This window comes from Pseudomonas sp. GL_117 (assembly GCF_057835125.1).
The window spans coordinates 385,468-402,713 of sequence record NZ_CM174418.1 but is presented as its reverse complement, the minus strand read 5'-3'; the positions used below and the strand labels follow the sequence as shown (position 1 = coordinate 402,713).

At 61.4% G+C, this 17,246-nt stretch carries 10 protein-coding genes; 5 read left to right on the top strand and 5 right to left on the bottom strand.

Annotation, left to right across the window (positions count from 1 at the left end; all coding sequences use genetic code 11):
• Positions 1 to 100 precede the first annotated feature (100 nt).
• The 3 genes from AC3ISR_RS01715 to AC3ISR_RS01705 form a co-directional block, all read right to left on the bottom strand.
• On the bottom strand, positions 101 to 1,450 hold the full coding sequence (locus tag AC3ISR_RS01715) for a DUF3999 domain-containing protein (RefSeq protein WP_463983837.1): 1,350 nt from the start codon (positions 1,448 to 1,450) through the stop codon (positions 101 to 103).
• Positions 1,450 to 4,971, bottom strand: coding sequence for a DUF2339 domain-containing protein (locus AC3ISR_RS01710; protein WP_463983836.1), 3,522 nt, complete (start codon positions 4,969 to 4,971; stop codon positions 1,450 to 1,452). The genes AC3ISR_RS01715 and AC3ISR_RS01710 overlap by 1 nt, the downstream gene beginning before the upstream one ends.
• A gap of 202 nt (positions 4,972 to 5,173) precedes the next feature.
• Positions 5,174 to 7,624: a glycogen/starch/alpha-glucan phosphorylase gene (locus AC3ISR_RS01705; RefSeq protein WP_463983835.1), complete on the bottom strand. Its 2,451-nt coding sequence runs from the start codon at positions 7,622 to 7,624 to the stop codon at positions 5,174 to 5,176.
• A 239-nt stretch (positions 7,625 to 7,863) separates the two neighbouring features.
• Here AC3ISR_RS01705 and AC3ISR_RS01700 point away from each other — a divergent pair, with 239 nt between their 5' ends.
• Positions 7,864 to 8,298 carry a YkgJ family cysteine cluster protein gene (locus tag AC3ISR_RS01700; protein ID WP_017734855.1) on the top strand — a complete coding sequence of 145 codons (435 nt, stop codon included), beginning with the start codon at positions 7,864 to 7,866 and terminating at the stop codon, positions 8,296 to 8,298.
• A gap of 203 nt (positions 8,299 to 8,501) precedes the next feature.
• On the opposite strand, the gene typA is transcribed toward AC3ISR_RS01700, so the two are convergent.
• Positions 8,502 to 10,322, bottom strand: a complete 1,821-nt coding sequence (typA, locus tag AC3ISR_RS01695) for a translational GTPase TypA (protein WP_181080294.1) — start codon at positions 10,320 to 10,322, stop codon at positions 8,502 to 8,504.
• Between the two features lie 139 nt (positions 10,323 to 10,461).
• Complete coding sequence (gene thiI / locus AC3ISR_RS01690) at positions 10,462 to 11,916, bottom strand: tRNA uracil 4-sulfurtransferase ThiI (protein WP_192298395.1); 1,455 nt, start codon at positions 11,914 to 11,916, stop codon at positions 10,462 to 10,464.
• A 334-nt stretch (positions 11,917 to 12,250) separates the two neighbouring features.
• Here thiI and glnA point away from each other — a divergent pair, with 334 nt between their 5' ends.
• The 4 genes from glnA to ntrC all read left to right on the top strand — a co-directional run bounded on the left by glnA (position 12,251) and on the right by ntrC (position 17,189).
• On the top strand, positions 12,251 to 13,657 hold the full coding sequence (glnA, locus tag AC3ISR_RS01685) for a type I glutamate--ammonia ligase (RefSeq protein WP_192298396.1): 1,407 nt from the start codon (positions 12,251 to 12,253) through the stop codon (positions 13,655 to 13,657).
• 293 nt (positions 13,658 to 13,950) lie between these two features.
• Positions 13,951 to 14,376, top strand: coding sequence for a cupin domain-containing protein (locus AC3ISR_RS01680; protein ID WP_463983834.1), 426 nt, complete (start codon positions 13,951 to 13,953; stop codon positions 14,374 to 14,376).
• A 294-nt stretch (positions 14,377 to 14,670) separates the two neighbouring features.
• The gene (gene glnL, locus AC3ISR_RS01675; RefSeq protein WP_010213871.1) at positions 14,671 to 15,756 is read left to right on the top strand and encodes a nitrogen regulation protein NR(II); all 1,086 of its coding nucleotides are present in this window, start codon (positions 14,671 to 14,673) and stop codon (positions 15,754 to 15,756) included.
• On the top strand, positions 15,753 to 17,189 hold the full coding sequence (gene ntrC / locus AC3ISR_RS01670) for a nitrogen regulation protein NR(I) (protein ID WP_192298398.1): 1,437 nt from the start codon (positions 15,753 to 15,755) through the stop codon (positions 17,187 to 17,189). Before glnL ends, ntrC begins: the two co-directional genes overlap by 4 nt.
• The last annotated feature ends 57 nt before the right edge of the window (positions 17,190 to 17,246 follow it).

The window sequence follows — 17,246 nt, the reverse complement described above, 5'->3', positions numbered from 1 at the left end:
CCGGAGAATGGGGGGCTAAAAACCCGCGCAGTTTAGCGCGAGTCGGGGCGTATTTCCTCCTATCAGAGGATTTAAACCCAATAGAGTTCATGGACTTTATCTAACGTGCCACCGGCGGCTTGCGCAGCAAACTGTAGGCCATGGCGCCCAGCGCCGCCACGCCGAGCAGCAGCACGGCCCAGAGCCCGAATTTTTTCCAGTCGGGCCCGCTCTCGACGGCGGCAGCGGCAACAGGCGTGTTGACCACCGCGTCCCCGGCGACCGTGGCCTGGCCCAACGCCTTGAGGCGCTCGGCGCTGTAATCAGGAATCAGTGTCGACAACGGCAAATTCGCCGCCTTCGCCGCAGCATTGCCCAGCGCCAGGGTGAACGGCGGCTCACCCCGCGCCAGGAACACCAACTGCGTGCTGCGCACGGCAAAGTGCAGGGCCGGCGCCTCGACGCCCAGGCCTGCGCCGCGCTCGTCTACCTGCAACTTGAGTTCAGCGACGGCCTGCCCCGGCAGCTGCAACTCATCCTGCACCACCTCCTGGCCGTTACTGGTCAGGCGGTAGAGCAACCCGTTGCTCAACGGTTGCCAGGCCTGCTTGCTGTCGCGACGCCCCGACAAAGTGACAGGCGCCAGGGTATTGGGCTGTTTCAGTTCGATGCGCAAACGCTCGACATTCAGCCCGGTCGGCAACTGCCAGCTGTATTCCCCGGCGCTGAGCCGCGTGCCCGCCAACGGCTGCGACCATACCAACGGCAGTGGCAGGCTGCTGCTGGTGGCACTGACCAGCTTGGCCGAGGTCAGCAACGGCGCTGCCTGGCCTTGCCACACCAGGCGCAGGTAGCGCGCCGATTGCCCCGGCAGGTTTACGTCATGCTGCTCGACCCGCTCGTCGGCAAACGACAGGCGCGCAACCTGCCCGTCGCCCCACGGCGTCCAATGCTGCAAATCATCGCTGGCCTCGATGCTGAAGCGCTGGAAGCCGTCGTGCTCACGACTCCAATCCAGGCTCAGTTGCTGCAACGGTGCCTTGATCGCACTGGCGTCGAGCACCCAGCCGCGCAGCACCTGCGGCCCCTTGGCGGTGGACGGGCGAATTTCCAGCAGCGTGCCCTCGGTGGTGGATTTCATCACCACGCCGGGCAGCGCCTGCTGGGTATCGGCGGCATACAGCGGGAACCACTTCACCTCGGTGACAGTGCGGCTTTCGCTGCGCTGCGAGGATTGGCGCGACAACGCGTAGGCCTGCGGCTCACCGGCGGCGTTGAACACACGCACGTCACTGAGGTCTGCCTGGCGCGCACTCAACTGCACGGCCAGCGGCAACTCCAGCCGATACCACGGGCCGTTGCCGCTCACGGCCAATGGCACCCGCACCGAAAAGTCGGCCGGCGTTTCCTGGGCGCAGGCCGCCGAACCCAACAGCCACAGCGCCAACCCACTCAGACTCAGCTTGCCCATCAAGACGATGCTCCTTCAGTTTCAACGCGCTTGGGCGGCAGCGGCGCAAAGTAGCCCACCACCAGCAACAACCCGCCCACGCCGATAAACGACACGATCCGCGCCAGGCCGCCACGGTTACTCAATTCGACAAAGAACAACTTTGCCACCACCACGGCAATCAGCGCCGCACCGATCAACCACACTTCGCGACGATGGCGCAGGTGGCCGCCGATCATCAGCCCAAGGGCGATCAGGGTCCAAACTATCGACAGGCCGGCTTGCACCAGCATCGATTCAAGCAACGCCTCCAGCTGGAACGGCACGCCGCCCCAATGGTGCGCGGTGCGCATCACCAACGCGGTAAAGAACCCGAACAGCGACAGGCCCGCGACACCCTGGGCGAGCAACTCTGCGCGCGGCCCACGCTGCGGCGCGACACTGCGTGCCCACAGGTACACGCCCAACAACGCGAACAACAGGCCCAGGTCCAGCGGGTTGAGCAGCGGCACATACGGCAACGGTTCGGCGGTGCCGTCGCTGAAGATGTTCGCCAACCAGAACCAACCGAGCATCAGCACCGCCAATGGCAGCGCCGCGAGCACGCGGTATTCCCGTGGGTACGCCGACACCGGCCACGGCCAGTTGCGCGGCGCAGCGGCCAGCACCAGATACAGGCTTGGCAGAATCGCCCAACCGAGCCAGCGCCAGGCGTTGTACTGATCCGACAGCAACAGCAGGCCGTAACGCAGTTCCAGCGCGAGCACGCCGATCAGCATCCAGCAGCCCAGCACATGGGCCACGCTCAACACCGTGCCAGGCACTGTCGAAGCCAAGCGCCGCAGCGAAATGAAGTGCACGACAAAAACGGCCAACCACGCCAACCAGCCAAACTGCGCCGCCGGGTGGTAATAGGCATCCAGGGACGCCAGCAACACCACGCCCGCCGCCGGCATCAGCAAGGTGCCGAGCACGCCCAGCGACGGCCAGCGCAACCGCTGCGCGCCAAACGCCCAGAGCGCCACGCTTACGGCGGCGATGCCGAGCAAGGACGGGCCTTGCAAAGCGTTCGGGACAAAGCGCAGCACCTCGCTGATCAACGCCAGCGCCCACCACGCGGCGCCCCACACCAACAGCACGTCGGACAGGCGTTGCAGTTTCAGCACCGCAAACACCGGCACATGCCGCTCGCGCTGCAAGCGCCAGGCGCCGACCAGCGCGGCCAGGCCCAGGACCATCGGTGTCCAGAAACCGCTATGCCCCAGCAGGCGCAAGCCTTCGCCGCTCAACGGCCCCAGCAGCTGCGGCACCGACAGCAGGAACGAACCGCCGCCGATCAGTTGCAGCAGCAAGCCAAACACAAAACTCACGCGCTGTTGCAGGTACAGGCTCAACCAGATGATCAACAGACCACTGGCCGCCCACACGCCACTCGCGCTTTGCCATGGCAGTACGAACAGCACCGCAAGGTTGATCAGCACCAGCCCGGCCAGCAACACCACCGACAGCCCGCGCAACAAGCGCACGTCACCGCGCACCATGTCGTCGCGCGCCGCCAGCAACATGCCGCCGATCAGCGCCAGGCCGATCAGCGAAGCGGTGAGCAAACCACTCCAACCCGCACTGAATACGGCTGCGCCCTCGCCGCCCTGCAAGCGCAGCAGGAACAACGCGCCGCCGAGCAGTTGCACGGCAAACGCGGTGAACAGGAAGGTGCGCGAGCCGATGCGCAGGCCGACAAACAGCGTCACCAGCCCGGCAATCGCCCAACTGATGGCAGTGCCCTGGGTCTGCAACAGCAACGGCGCCAGCAAGTACACAAAGCTCAAGCCCAGGCTCGCCAGTACCGGCAGGCCTCTACGTTCCCAATCCGCCGCCTGTTCAGCCGGCGCCTTGCGCAGTTGATCGAAGCTGAACAGCAACGCCGCGCCCAGCAGCAACGCCCCCAATGGCGCGCCGTCGAGCAGGCTGTGTTCGCCGATGCGCAACTCGCTGAGGAACGCCATTGCCGAGCCCAGTTGCAGCAGCAGGCCGAAGGCCCGCGCCAACGGCCGCTGTTGACGCAACCCGAGCCAGAAAATCCCCGCGCCCTCCACCGCCCACGCCGCGGCAGTCCAGCGCGCGTCGAGCCCAAGGGGAATCGCCAGGCTGGCAAAGATCACGCCCAGGGCCAGGCAGGTTTCCGCCAGCAACAAGGCGCGCCCACCACTGAGCAGACGGGCCAGGCCCATGTAGATAATGCCCAGGCCCAACGCACTGAACGCAGCGGCGAACTCCAGGTGCTGCACCAGCGCGAACTGCAAGCCAAAGCCCACCAGGGGCGGGCCGAACAGCATGCTGCCGTCGACATAATCACCCTTGGCCGCCGACCAGCGCAGCAGCGCTCCACGGCTGTCGTCCTCGGGCGCGTCACTCATCTCCAGCAATTTGCGCCGGGTGAACAACAGGCCGATGGCCAGGTACATCAGGAAAAACAGGATCAGGAACGGCTCGGTGCTCCACAGCAGTTCCGGCGTGTAGGAACGCAGGCCCCAGGCGAAGCCGATGCCGAAGGTGCCGACGAAGCCGATCAGGTTGAGCAGGCGCCAGGCCTTGAACCAGGCAATCGCGAGGATGCCCGCGTTAAGCAACGCGAAGTAACTGAACAGCGCCACATGGTTGCCAGCCCCCGTGGAAGTGAGGATCGGCGCGGCGAAACCACCGAGCGCGGCCGCACAGGCCAACCCCAGCGCGTCCTGGGTGATCGCCAGGATCGCCGAGAACACCGTAACCGCCACCAGCAGACCCAGTGCCGCGCTGGGGTCGATCAGCGGATGCAAGCGCATCGCCGCAAACACCGTGAGGTACAACACCGCGATCCCGGTGCCTTGCAGCATCAAGCCGTAATGGCTGTTGCGCAGGCGCAGCCACCAACCCAGGCCCAACAGGCCGACCGCAGCGGCGGCGACACCGGCGTAGCGCAACTCGATCGGCACCACCATGCCTTCGGTGGCATACCGCAGCAGGAACGCCAGGCCAAGGAACAACAGCACCACGCCGACGCGCAGCACGGTGTTGCCGCCAAACAGCCAATTGCGCGCACCGCCGATGGCGCGCTCGATCAGGCTGGGGCCACGCGGGGTTGCCGGTTCTTGCGGGCGTGGTGTCGGCATCGGCGCTGGCGCTGGCGCCCAGACATCATCCGGCAGCGGCTGGCTGGCCTCGGCAACCATCGGCACAGGCGCCAACTCGGTCGGCAGCTCCCAGACAAGGTCGGGCGCCTTGGCGACAGGGGTGGGGTCAGGAATGGCGGGTTCGACCCTGGCACTGCCGACCGGCGGCGTGGGCACTTCCAGTAGCCGCAGGCGTTCGCCCAGGGCGATCAGTGCCTTTTGCGTGGTTTCCAACTGGCTCGCCTGCTTGTCCGCCTGGGCCGACAGTTGCGACAGGCGAATCGCCTGGCCAAGCCCCAAGCCCAGCAGCGCACCGATGCCGGCGTCACTGAACGACTCGTCGAGTGTCCAGCCGAGCGCGAGGCCAATCAGCATGAAAATCCATTGCATGGTCGATATTCCCTAGGCAAACCGGGGCCTAGTATATCGACGCGAGAGCAATGTGGGAGAAGGCTTATGTGGGAGCGGGTTTGTGTGGGAGCGGGCTTGCTCGCGAAGACGGCGTGTCAGGCAACTCATCTGATACTGACCCACCGCTTTCGCGAGCAAGCCCGCTCCCACACAAGCCCGCTCCCACAACGTAGTGCGGCGTCTAGTCCAACGCTTTCCAGATTTCGGTGGCGTATTCGCGGATGGTTCGGTCGGAACTGAACCAGCCCATCCGCGCCGTATTGAGCACCGCCGAGCGCCACCACGCCTTGGAATCGTGCCAATGCGCTTCGACCCGCGCCTGGGCGTCCCAGTAGGAATCGAAGTCGGCACACACCAGGAAACGGTCGTAGTCGATCAACCCGTCGATCAGGCCCACATAACGCCCCGGATCATCCGGCGAGAACACCCCGCCGCGGATCGCTTGCAGCACATCGTTGAGGCGATGGGAGGCGGCAACATCGGGGCCGGCATTGAACTCCCCGGCATGTTTGCGCGCTTCCACCTGCTGCGCACTGAGGCCGAAGATGAACATGTGTTCGGCGCCGACGCGTTCGTGCATTTCCACGTTGGCGCCGTCCATGGTGCCGATGGTCAGCGCGCCGTTGAGGCCGAACTTCATGTTGCTGGTGCCCGAGGCCTCGAAGCCGGCGGTGGAGATTTGCTCCGACAAGTCCGCCGCCGGAATGATGCTTTCGGCCAGGCTGACGTTGTAGTTGGGCAGGAACACCACTTTGAGCAGCCCGCGCACGGTGGGGTCGTTGTTGACGGTGCGGGCGATGTCGTTGGTCAGCTTGATGATCAGCTTGGCCTGGTGATAACTGGCCGCCGCCTTGCCCGAGAAAATCTTCACCCGCGGCACCCAGTCGGTGCCCGGCTCGGCGCGGATCGCCTGGTACAGCGCCACGGTGTGCAGCAGGTTGAGCAGTTGGCGCTTGTACTCGTGGATGCGCTTGACCTGTACGTCGAACATTGCCGCCGGGTTGACCGAAATGCCCAGGCGCTCGTGGATGATTTGCGCCAGCGCCCGCTTACTGTGCAAGCGCTGCTCGGCGAAGGCTTTGCGGAACGTCTGCTTTTCGGCAAAGGTTTCCAATTCGCCCAGGCGGGTTTCCATGTTGTCGAGAATGTCCGGGCCCAATGCCTCCACCAGCATCTCGGTGAGCTTGGGGTTGGCCTGGTACAGCCAGCGGCGGAAGGTGATGCCGTTGGTTTTGTTGTTGATGCGTTCGGGGTAGAGCTTGTGCAGCTCGGAGAACACCGTGCTGCGCATCAATTGGGTATGTAAACCGGACACGCCGTTGACGCTATGGGAGCCGAGGAACGCCAGGTTACCCATGCGCACGCGGCGGCCGTTGTCTTCTTCGATCAGCGATACGGCGCGCAGTACGTCGAAGTCGTGGATGCCCTTGGCGCGCAGCGAATCGATGTGCTGGGCGTTGATCAGGTAGATGATCTGCATGTGCCGGGGCAGCATGCGTTCCATCAAACCCACAGGCCAGGTTTCCAGTGCCTCGGGCAGCAGGGTGTGGTTGGTGTAGGAAAGGGTTTCAACCGTCACATCCCACGCGGCGTCCCACGGAATGTCATGCAGGTCGACCAGTTGGCGCATCAACTCGGCCACGGCGATGGACGGGTGGGTGTCGTTGAGCTGGATCGCGGCGTGTTCGCCCAGGCTGAGCACCGAGCCGTGCATGTTCTTGTGGCGGCGCAACAGGTCTTGCAGGGACGCGGCGACGAAGAAGTATTCCTGGCGCAGGCGCAGTTCCTGCCCCGCTTCGGTGCTGTCGGCCGGGTAAAGCACCCGGGAGATGCTTTCGGCACGGGCGACCTCGGCGACGGCGCCAAGGTGATCACCGGCGTTGAAGCGCTCCAGGTGCAGGTCTTCCACCGCACGGGCGCGCCACAGGCGCAGGGTGTTGACGCTGGCGCCACGCCAGCCGACCACCGGAGTGTCATAGGCCACGGCCCGCACGGTTTCGTTGGGCGACCACACCTGAATCATCTTGCCGGAGGCGTCCGCCAGGGTTTCGACGCTGCCGCCAAAGCCGATCGGGTAAATCACTTCAGCCCGCTCGAACTCCCACGGGTTGCCAAAATCCAGCCAGCGCTCGGTCTGCTCCTGCTGCCAGCCGTCGACAATCGCCTGGCGGAACAAACCATGTTCATAACGAATGCCATAACCGTGGCCGGCAATGCCGAGAGTCGACATGCTTTCCATGAAGCACGCGGCCAGACGGCCCAGGCCGCCGTTGCCAAGCGCCGCGTCGGGCTCCAGCAGGCGGATGCGCTCAAGGTCCACGCCCAACTCGGCCAGGGCTTCGCGGGCAATCTCCAGCACGCCGAGGTTGCTCAGGCTGTCGTAGAGCAAACGGCCGATGAGGAACTCCAGGGAAAGGTAATACACGCGTTTCTGACCTTTGCGGTAAATGCGCCGCGTGTGGTCCATCCAGTGGTCGACCATCTGGTCGCGGGCGGCCAGGGCAATGGCTTCGAACCAGTCATGGTCGAAGGCGTGATCCGGGTCCTTGCCCACCGCGTAGGTGAGTTTGGTCAAGACAGCATCGCGAAATGCGGCTACCTCTGCTTCTCGTGCAAGTGGTTCCTGAGACATCAGATGCGACCTCGGGCGAGATAGAAGGAGTTGCTAGAGCCTAGACGGTCTGACAGACGGTGACCGCTCTGGTTCGGCACTTTTTTAACGCATTTACCTTTGGCGGTTTTTGATGCATTGGCCGTGCCTGCTTTGGCCCAGACACGCCTTCTGGCCGAAACCGGCAAAATATTGTTCAAAAAACCACCAATCCCGGTATGATCGCGCGCCCGGATACCGCCCCACCTTTTGGAACCCTGATGAAGCCTCAACTGATCGCCGCCGCGGAACTCGACCGTCTTGAAACATGGCAGAAATACTCCGCACACATGTGCGGTGGCTGCGTGTCCAGCTGCTGCACGCTGCCGGTCGAAGTGAAGGTCAAGGACCTGATCCGCATTGGTCTGGTCGATGAGTTCGAGCTGGGCGACCCGGCGAAGAACATCGCCAAGCGCTTGCAGAAGGAAGGCATCGTCGAGCGCTTCAATTCCAAGTCCGAGATTTTTACCCTGCAGCGCATGAGCAACAACGACTGCCTGTTCCTGGATCGTAAGACGCGCTTCTGCACTATTTATGACAAGCGCCCGGATACTTGCCGCAACCACCCCAAGATCGGGCCGCGGCCGGGGTATTGCGCGTACAAGCCCAAGGAAGTGGTGCGCGAGACCAAGTTCAAGACGCTCGATAAGTTCTGATCCGCATTTTGTATTGCTTGGGCTACCGCTTTCGCGAGCAAGCCCGCTCCCACATTTGACCGAGTTCCAACTTTGGAATGCATTCAAATGTGGGAGCGGGCTTGCTCGCGAAGGGGCCGGCACAGTCATCACATATTTTGCAGGCACAAAAAAACGCCCCCGGCCTTTCGACCGGGGGCGTTTTTCATTCAGCCTGAGTTAACTCAGTTCTTGGCTTTCTTGGCAGCGCGGGTACGCTCGCCTTCGTCCAGGATCTTCTTACGCAGGCGGATCGACTTAGGCGTGACTTCGCACAGCTCGTCGTCCTGGATGAATTCCAGGGCCTGTTCCAGGGTGAAGCGAACAGGTGGAACCAGAGCGATGGTTTCGTCTTTGCCCGAAGCACGCATGTTGTCGAGCTTCTTGCCTTTGGTTGGGTTGACGCCCATGTCGTTGTCACGGCTGTTCAGACCAACGATCTGACCGTTGTAGATCTCTTGACCGTGTTCAACGAACAGCTTGCCACGTGCCTGGAGGGTTTCCAGGGAGTAGGTCAGCGCCTTGCCGGTTTCAACCGATACCAGAACACCGTTCTGACGGCCGGACATGTCGCCGGACTTCATGGTGTCGTAGCGATCAAAGATCGAGGTCAGGATGCCAGCACCGTTGGTCAGGGTCAGGAACTGGTTACGGAAACCGATCAGACCACGAGCAGGGATGTTGTATTCCAGACGCACACGGCCTTTGCCATCCGGCACCATGTTGGTCAGGTCGCCTTTACGCAGACCCATCTCTTCCATCACCTTGCCCTGGGATTCTTCCGGGGTGTCGATGGTGACGTTTTCGAACGGTTCCTGCTTCACGCCGTCAACCTGACGGATGATCACTTCCGGACGACCAACGCCCATTTCGAAGCCTTCGCGACGCATGGTTTCGATCAGTACCGAGAGGTGCAGCTCACCACGGCCGGAAACCTTGAACTTGTCAGCCGAGTCGCCTTCTTCAACGCGCAGTGCAACGTTGTACAGCAGCTCTTTGTCCAGACGTTCCTTGATGTTACGGGAAGTCACGAACTTGCCTTCTTTACCGCAGAAAGGCGAGTCGTTTACCTGGAAGGTCATGGAAACGGTTGGCTCGTCAACGGTCAGAGGCTTCATCGCCTCGACGTTGTCCGGCTGGCACAGGGTGTCGGAGATGAACAGGGAGTCCATACCGCTCACGCATACGATGTCGCCTGCGAAAGCTTCTTCAACGTCGATACGGTGCAGACCGTGGTGACCCATCAGCTTCAGGATACGACCGTTACGCTTCTTGCCGTCAGCGCCGATAGCAACAACCGGGGTGTTCGGCTTGACGCTACCACGAGCGATACGGCCAACGCCGATAACACCCAGGAAGCTGTTGTAGTCCAGTGCCGAGATTTGCATCTGGAACGGGCCGTCACGGTCAACTTTTGGCGCCGGTACGTTGTCGACGATCGACTGGTACAGCGGGGTCATGTCTTCAGCCATGTCGTTGTGGTCCAGACCGGCAATGCCGTTCAGGGCCGAGGCGTAGACGACTTTGAAGTCCAGCTGTTCTTCGGTGGCACCCAGGTTGTCGAACAGGTCGAAGATCTGGTCCAGAACCCAGTCCGGACGCGCGCCTGGACGGTCAACCTTGTTGATGCACACGATCGGACGCAGGCCGGCTTCGAAAGCCTTCTTGGTCACGAAACGGGTTTGCGGCATAGGGCCGTCCTGGGCATCAACCAGCAGCAGAACGGAGTCAACCATCGACATTACGCGTTCAACTTCGCCGCCGAAGTCGGCGTGGCCCGGGGTATCCACGATGTTGATGTGGTAGCCGTTCCAGTTGATGGCGGTGTTTTTCGCCAGGATGGTAATACCGCGCTCTTTTTCCTGGTCGTTGGAGTCCATCACGCGCTCGTCATTGAGCTCGTTGCGCTCCAGGGTGCCGGACTGACGCAGGAGTTTGTCTACCAGGGTGGTTTTACCATGGTCAACGTGAGCAATGATGGCGATGTTACGTAGATTTTCGATCACTTGTGTATCTCGATCAGAGGATTCGGTGTGCTGACAGGTCGTGGCAGCGATTAACAGTAGAGTCAGGCCTTGCCGTTACAGCTTGACGGCAGAGTCGGGGGGCCGGTGACGCAGGCCACAGGCAAACAGCCCCGGGCTCTTAGCTCGGTCGATAAACGCGCACATTGGCATGCCCCTCACTGAGCAAATGGTGGGCATGCAGGCGACTCATCACGCCTTTGTCGCAATACAGCAGGTACTGACGGCTGTTATCCAGTTCCTTGAAACGCGCGTTCAATGCATAAAACGGCAGCGTTTGTACGTCGATGCCAGGAATCTCCAGCGGTTCATCTTCAGCGGCATCCGGGTGACGGATGTCGATGACGATCTGGCCGGCCAGGGCTTCGCTGACTTCTTCGATCTTCACGTCCTGGCCCAGTTCGTCGATGACACGATCGATAGGGACCAGCTTGGCGTTCTCGAGCGCACGCTCCAGAACCGCCATGTCGAACTGTTGTTCTTCGTACTCCACGCGGTTGCGCTTGGCGTGGGTCTTGGGGTTCACCGAGATGACCCCGCAATATTCAGGCATGTGCTTGGCAAAATCCGCCGTGCCGATTTCTTCGGCCAGGTCGATGATGTCCTGCTTGTGACTGGCGATCAGCGGGCGCAAGACCAGCTTTTCGGTGACGCAATCGATCAGCGACAGGTTCGGCAGCGTTTGGCTGGACACCTGGGAGATTGCTTCACCCGTCACCAGGGCGTCGATCTGCAACTGATCGGCGATCCGGGACGCAGCGCGCAACATCATACGCTTCAATACCACGCCCATATGACTGTTATCGACTTTGCCGAGAATTTCGCCCAGCACTTCTTCGAACGGTACGCTTACAAATAGCACGCGTTGGGAGCTGCCGTACTTCTTCCAGATAAAGTGCGCAACTTCCATCACGCCCAATTCGTGTGCACGCCCGCCCAGGTTAAAGAAGCAGAAATGGCTCATAAGGCCGCGGCGCATGATCTGGTAGGCGGCAACCGTGGAATCGAAACCGCCGGACATCAGGACCAGGGTCTGTTCCAGGGCGCCCAGCGGGTAACCGCCGATGCTGTTGTGCTGGCTGTGGATGACAAACAACCGTTGGTCGCGAATTTCCATGCGCACTTCAATTTGCGGCGCTTTCAGGGAAATTCCGGCGGCGCCGCACTCGCGACGCAGCTTGCTGCCGACGTATTTCTCGACATCCATGGAGCTGAAGGTGTGCTTGCCAGCGCGCTTGCAACGCACCGAAAAGATCTTGCCTTCAAGCTCGCTGCCGTAGTGCTGCTTGCACTTCTCGGTGATGTCGTCGAAGTCGCCCAGCGGGTACTCATCCACCTGCAGGAAATGCGCGATGCCCGGCATGCAGCTCAGGCGTTCGGTCATGTCCTTCAAGGCTTTGGCGTCGGTAATGCGGGTTTCCAGCTCGAGATTGTCCCACACGCCGTTCACCACCACAGCCGGGTCCAGGTCACGGAGCACGGCACGGATGTTCTTGGCCAATTGACGGATGAAACGCGTCCGTACCGGTCGGCTTTTGATGGTGATCTCGGGGAAGACTTTAACGATTAATTTCATGGAAACAGCGCGCGCCGGGCCTGCTGAAAAAGGGGGGCGCGGATTATAGCGGAAATCGCTCAAGGTTTAACCAGTTAATATGCATCGGACTGCAAGCGCACTAAAGCAGTGCATTTTCCAGTGCAAGCGCTACATTGCGGTGCGCCATTTTCGGGCTTTTGTCGCAATGCACCTTTATAGGGGCGTTTTTGGACCAGAAAACCCATGTTGGCGCACTGGCATGCAATTTGCTCTCTTGTGAGGCAGGTTGCCATGGCGGACTATCCGCGCCGGCATCACCCACATTCTAAGGGCTAACTCCACTACCCCAGCCCGAAGCCACCCGGAGGACACTATGTCGAAGTCGGTTCAACTCATCAAAGATCATGACGTTAAATGGATTGATCTGCGCTTCACGGACACCAAAGGCACTCAGCACCACGTGACCATGCCGGCTCGCGACGCGCTGGAAGACGACTTCTTCGAAGTTGGCAAGATGTTCGACGGTTCCTCCATCGCTGGCTGGAAAGGCATCGAAGCCTCCGACATGATCCTGCTGCCGGACGACGACTCTGCCGTACTGGACCCGTTCACCGAAGAGCCGACCCTGATCCTGGTCTGCGACATCATCGAACCTTCGACCATGCAAGGCTACGATCGCGACCCGCGCGCCATCGCCCACCGCGCCGAGGAATACCTGAAGACCACCGGTATCGGTGACACCGTCTTCTGCGGTCCTGAGCCTGAGTTCTTCATCTTCGACGAAGTGAAGTTCAAGTCCGACATCTCCGGCTCCATGTTCAAAATCTTCTCCGAGCAAGGCTCGTGGATGTCCGACCAAGACATCGAAGGCGGCAACAAAGGCCACCGTCCAGGTATCAAAGGCGGCTACTTCCCGGTTCCTCCGTTCGACCACGACCACGAAATCCGTACCTCCATGTGCAACGCACTGGAAGAAATGGGCCAAGTCGTTGAAGTTCACCACCACGAAGTAGCAACTGCCGGCCAGAACGAAATCGGCGTCAAGTTCAACACCCTGGTGAAGAAAGCTGACGAAGTTCAAACCCTGAAATACGTTGTCCACAACGTTGCCGATGCATACGGCCGCACCGCGACCTTCATGCCTAAGCCTCTGTACGGCGATAACGGTTCGGGTATGCACGTTCACATGTCCATCGCTAAAGATGGCAAGAACACCTTCGCTGGCGAAGGTTATGCCGGCCTGTCGGAAACTGCCCTGTTCTTCATCGGCGGTATCATCAAGCACGGTAAGGCCCTGAACGGCTTCACCAACCCGGCGACCAACTCCTACAAGCGTCTGGTTCCAGGCTTCGAAGCACCGGTAATGCTGGCCTACTCGGCGCGCAACCGCTCCGCTTCGATCCGTATTCCTTACGTCAACAGCCCACGCGGCCGTCGTATCGAAGCACGCTTCCCGGACCCGGCTGCCAACCCATACCTGGCTTTCGCAGCCCTGCTGATGGCTGGCCTGGACGGTATCCAGAACAAGATCCACCCTGGCGACGCCGCCGACAAAAACTTGTACGACCTGCCGCCTGAAGAGGCCAAAGAGATCCCACAAGTGTGCGGCAGCCTGAAAGAAGCCCTGGAAGAGCTGGACAAGGGCCGTGCGTTCCTGACCAAAGGCGGCGTGTTCAGCGACGACTTTATCGATGCCTACATCGCCCTGAAAAGCGAAGAAGAAATCAAGGTTCGCACCTTCGTACACCCACTGGAATACGAGCTGTACTACAGCTGCTGATCCGGTAGCGCTGCTTAAAGTAGCGTGATGAAAAAGACCTCCTTCGGGAGGTCTTTTTTTGCCTGGGATTCAGTCGCCCGGGGTATCGCGGCCGAGCATCTGCACGCCCGGCGCACTCGGTTGGTGGATGCCCGGACGGCATCGTGAGCCTTGCCTTCCGCCGCTTCAGATACGCTGAACAAAAGGGTGCTGACAATTGTGTACGCGGCCTACTTGATTTGAAGCACCGTCCTGCATCTTCACTTGGATAAGTCGCCATAGCCTGACCGTTCACTTACAGAACAGGATGGACCATGGACACTCTCAAGCTCTTGATTGCAGCAGCGTCGGGCTTATCGTTGCTGGGCTGCAACAGCCAGCCAAAGGGCGCCGTACAGATCGAAAAGGAGGTGCTGCTTGAGCGCAGCGAGTCGTGGGACGGCGAGCCTTACAGAGCCTACCCCTCCGGGCCGCCGCAGCTCACGCTGATAAGGCTCAGGATTCCTGCGCACACGCAATTGCCATGGCACACCCACCCAATGCCTAACGCCGCCTATATCGTCTCCGGAGAATTGACCGTTGAAACCCGCCAGAGCGGGGTTACTCGCACATTGAGACAAGGGCAAACCCTCGCCGAGATGGTGGGCACCGAACATCGTGGAGTCACCGGCGACACCCCCGTCGAACTTCTGGTCTTTTACGCCGGTACCGCGGGCATGCCGCTTTCCGAGCAACGTTGACCCACCGGCTATCGAGGATCGTTTTCACCACACACAGAAAGCGATCCGCCCACCACTTCCTGAACAACAGGCACAAAACCGCACTATATTGGTGCAACTGACTGCACCCTTCACACCCGCCAGCCCATTTTGGTTCGAAACTACCCGAGCAAGCTGGCAGAACGCCACAGATTCGCGCCTTAAACCCCTATTCCAGGGCATTTACGCTTCTTTTCGGAGCCTTGGTTTGGTTTTTGCATTTTCCTTGTATCAGCGTGTGCCTCAAGCCCGCGCCTTGCTCCAAAAGAGGTCCTGATGACCATCAGTGATGCACTGCACCGTTTGTTACTCGACAACCTGACCACCGCGACCATCCTGCTCAATGACGACCTGCGCCTTGAGTACATGAACCCGGCGGCGGAGATGCTCCTGGCCATCAGTGGTCAGCGCAGCCATGGGCAGTTCATCAGCGAATTGTTCACCGAGTCGGCCGAAGCCTTGAGCTCGCTGCGCCAGGCGGTGGAGCAGGCACACCCGTTCACCAAGCGCGAGGCGATGCTCACCGCACTCACCGGCCAGACGCTGACCGTCGACTACGCCGTAACCCCGATCCTCAGCAATGGCGCCACCCTGCTGCTGCTCGAAGTTCACCCCCGCGACCGCCTGCTGCGTATCACCAAGGAAGAAGCGCAACTGTCCAAGCAGGAGACCAGCAAGATGCTGGTGCGCGGCCTGGCCCACGAGATCAAGAACCCCCTGGGTGGCATCCGTGGCGCCGCGCAATTGCTCGCCCGCGAGCTGCCGGACGACAACCTCAAGGACTACACCAACGTCATCATCGAGGAAGCCGACCGCTTGCGTAACCTGGTGGACCGCATGCTCGGCTCCAACAAGCTGCCCTCCCTGGCGATGACCAATGTGCACGAGGTCCTGGAGCGCGTTTGCCAGCTGGTCGAGGCCGAAAGCCAGGGCTGCATCACCTTGGTGCGCGACTACGACCCAAGCATTCCCGACGTATTGATCGACCGCGAACAGATGATCCAGGCCGTGCTCAATATCGTGCGCAACGCCATGCAGGCCATCAGCAGCCAGAACGAGTTGCGCCTGGGCCGCATCAGCCTGCGCACCCGCGCCCTGCGCCAGTTCACCATCGGCCACGTGCGCCATCGCCTGGTGACCAAGGTCGAGATCATCGACAACGGCCCCGGCATTCCTGCGGAACTCCAGGAAACCATCTTCTTTCCCATGGTCAGCGGCCGCCCGGACGGTACCGGGCTGGGCCTGGCCATTACCCAGAACATCATCAGCCAGCACCAGGGTCTGATCGAATGTGAGAGCCATCCTGGCCACACCACGTTCTCGATCTTTCTGCCTCTGGAACAAGGAGCCCCATCGACATGAGCCGTAGTGAAACTGTCTGGATCGTCGATGACGACCGTTCTATCCGCTGGGTCCTCGAGAAAGCCTTGCAACAGGAAGGCATGACCACCCAGAGCTTCGACAGCGCCGACGGCGTGATGAGCCGCCTGGCACGCCAGCAGCCCGACGTGATCATCTCCGACATCCGCATGCCCGGCGCCAGTGGCCTGGACCTGCTGGCGCGCATCCGTGAGCAACACCCGCGCCTGCCGGTGATCATCATGACCGCGCACTCGGACCTGGATAGCGCTGTGGCGTCCTACCAGGGCGGCGCCTTTGAATACCTGCCCAAACCGTTCGACGTGGACGAGGCGGTGGCGCTGGTCAAGCGCGCCAACCAGCACGCCCAGGAACAGCAAAGCCAGGAAGCCCCACCCGCCCTGGCCCGCACCCCGGAAATCATCGGCGAAGCGCCGGCGATGCAGGAAGTGTTTCGCGCCATCGGGCGCTTGAGCCACTCCAACATCACCGTGCTGATCAACGGTGAGTCGGGTACTGGTAAAGAGTTGGTGGCCCACGCCCTGCACCGTCACAGCCCACGGGCGGCCTCGCCGTTCATCGCGCTGAACATGGCGGCAATTCCCAAGGACCTGATGGAGTCCGAGCTGTTCGGCCACGAAAAAGGCGCGTTCACCGGCGCAGCCAACCTGCGCCGCGGGCGTTTTGAACAGGCCGACGGCGGCACGTTGTTCCTCGATGAAATCGGCGACATGCCGGCCGACACCCAGACACGCTTGCTGCGCGTACTGGCCGATGGCGAGTTTTATCGCGTGGGCGGGCACACGCCGGTCAAGGTCGACGTGCGCATCATCGCGGCGACGCACCAGAACCTCGAAACCCTGGTGCATGCGGGCAAATTCCGTGAAGACCTGTTCCACCGTCTCAACGTGATCCGTATCCACATCCCGCGCATGTCGGACCGTCGCGAAGACATCCCGACCCTGGCCCGCCACTTCCTCAGCCGCGCCGCCCAGGAACTGGCCGTCGAGCCGAAGCTGCTGAAAAGCGAGACCGAGGAATACCTGAAGAACCTGCCGTGGCCCGGCAACGTGCGCCAACTGGAAAACACCTGCCGCTGGATCACCGTAATGGCGTCCGGCCGCGAAGTGCACATCAGCGACCTGCCGCCGGAGCTGTTGAGCCTGCCGCAGGACTCGGCGCCGGTAACCAACTGGGAGCAGGCATTGCGCCAATGGGCCGACCAGGCCCTGGCACGCGGCCAGTCGAACCTGCTGGACAGCGCCGTGCCGGCGTTCGAGCGCATCATGATCGAAACCGCCTTGAAGCACACCGCCGGTCGCCGTCGCGATGCCGCGGTGTTGCTGGGTTGGGGGCGTAATACCCTGACACGCAAGATCAAGGAATTGGGAATGAAGGTTGACGGTGGAGATGATGATGAGGGCGATGACGCCTGATTCTCAGCTCCACTGAAAATCCAATTTGGTAGCGGGCTTGTGTGGGAGCGGGCTTGC

Coding starts and splice junctions, on each gene's coding strand:
- AC3ISR_RS01700 (WP_017734855.1), top strand. CDS start 7,864: ATGAAGCCTCAACTGATCGCCGCCGCGGAACTCGACCGTCTTGAAACA.
- ntrC (WP_192298398.1), top strand. CDS start 15,753: ATGAGCCGTAGTGAAACTGTCTGGATCGTCGATGACGACCGTTCTATC.
- AC3ISR_RS01710 (WP_463983836.1), bottom strand. CDS start 4,971: ATGCAATGGATTTTCATGCTGATTGGCCTCGCGCTCGGCTGGACACTC.
- glnA (WP_192298396.1), top strand. CDS start 12,251: ATGTCGAAGTCGGTTCAACTCATCAAAGATCATGACGTTAAATGGATT.
- glnL (WP_010213871.1), top strand. CDS start 14,671: ATGACCATCAGTGATGCACTGCACCGTTTGTTACTCGACAACCTGACC.
- AC3ISR_RS01680 (WP_463983834.1), top strand. CDS start 13,951: ATGGACACTCTCAAGCTCTTGATTGCAGCAGCGTCGGGCTTATCGTTG.
- thiI (WP_192298395.1), bottom strand. CDS start 11,916: ATGAAATTAATCGTTAAAGTCTTCCCCGAGATCACCATCAAAAGCCGA.
- AC3ISR_RS01705 (WP_463983835.1), bottom strand. CDS start 7,624: ATGTCTCAGGAACCACTTGCACGAGAAGCAGAGGTAGCCGCATTTCGC.
- AC3ISR_RS01715 (WP_463983837.1), bottom strand. CDS start 1,450: ATGGGCAAGCTGAGTCTGAGTGGGTTGGCGCTGTGGCTGTTGGGTTCG.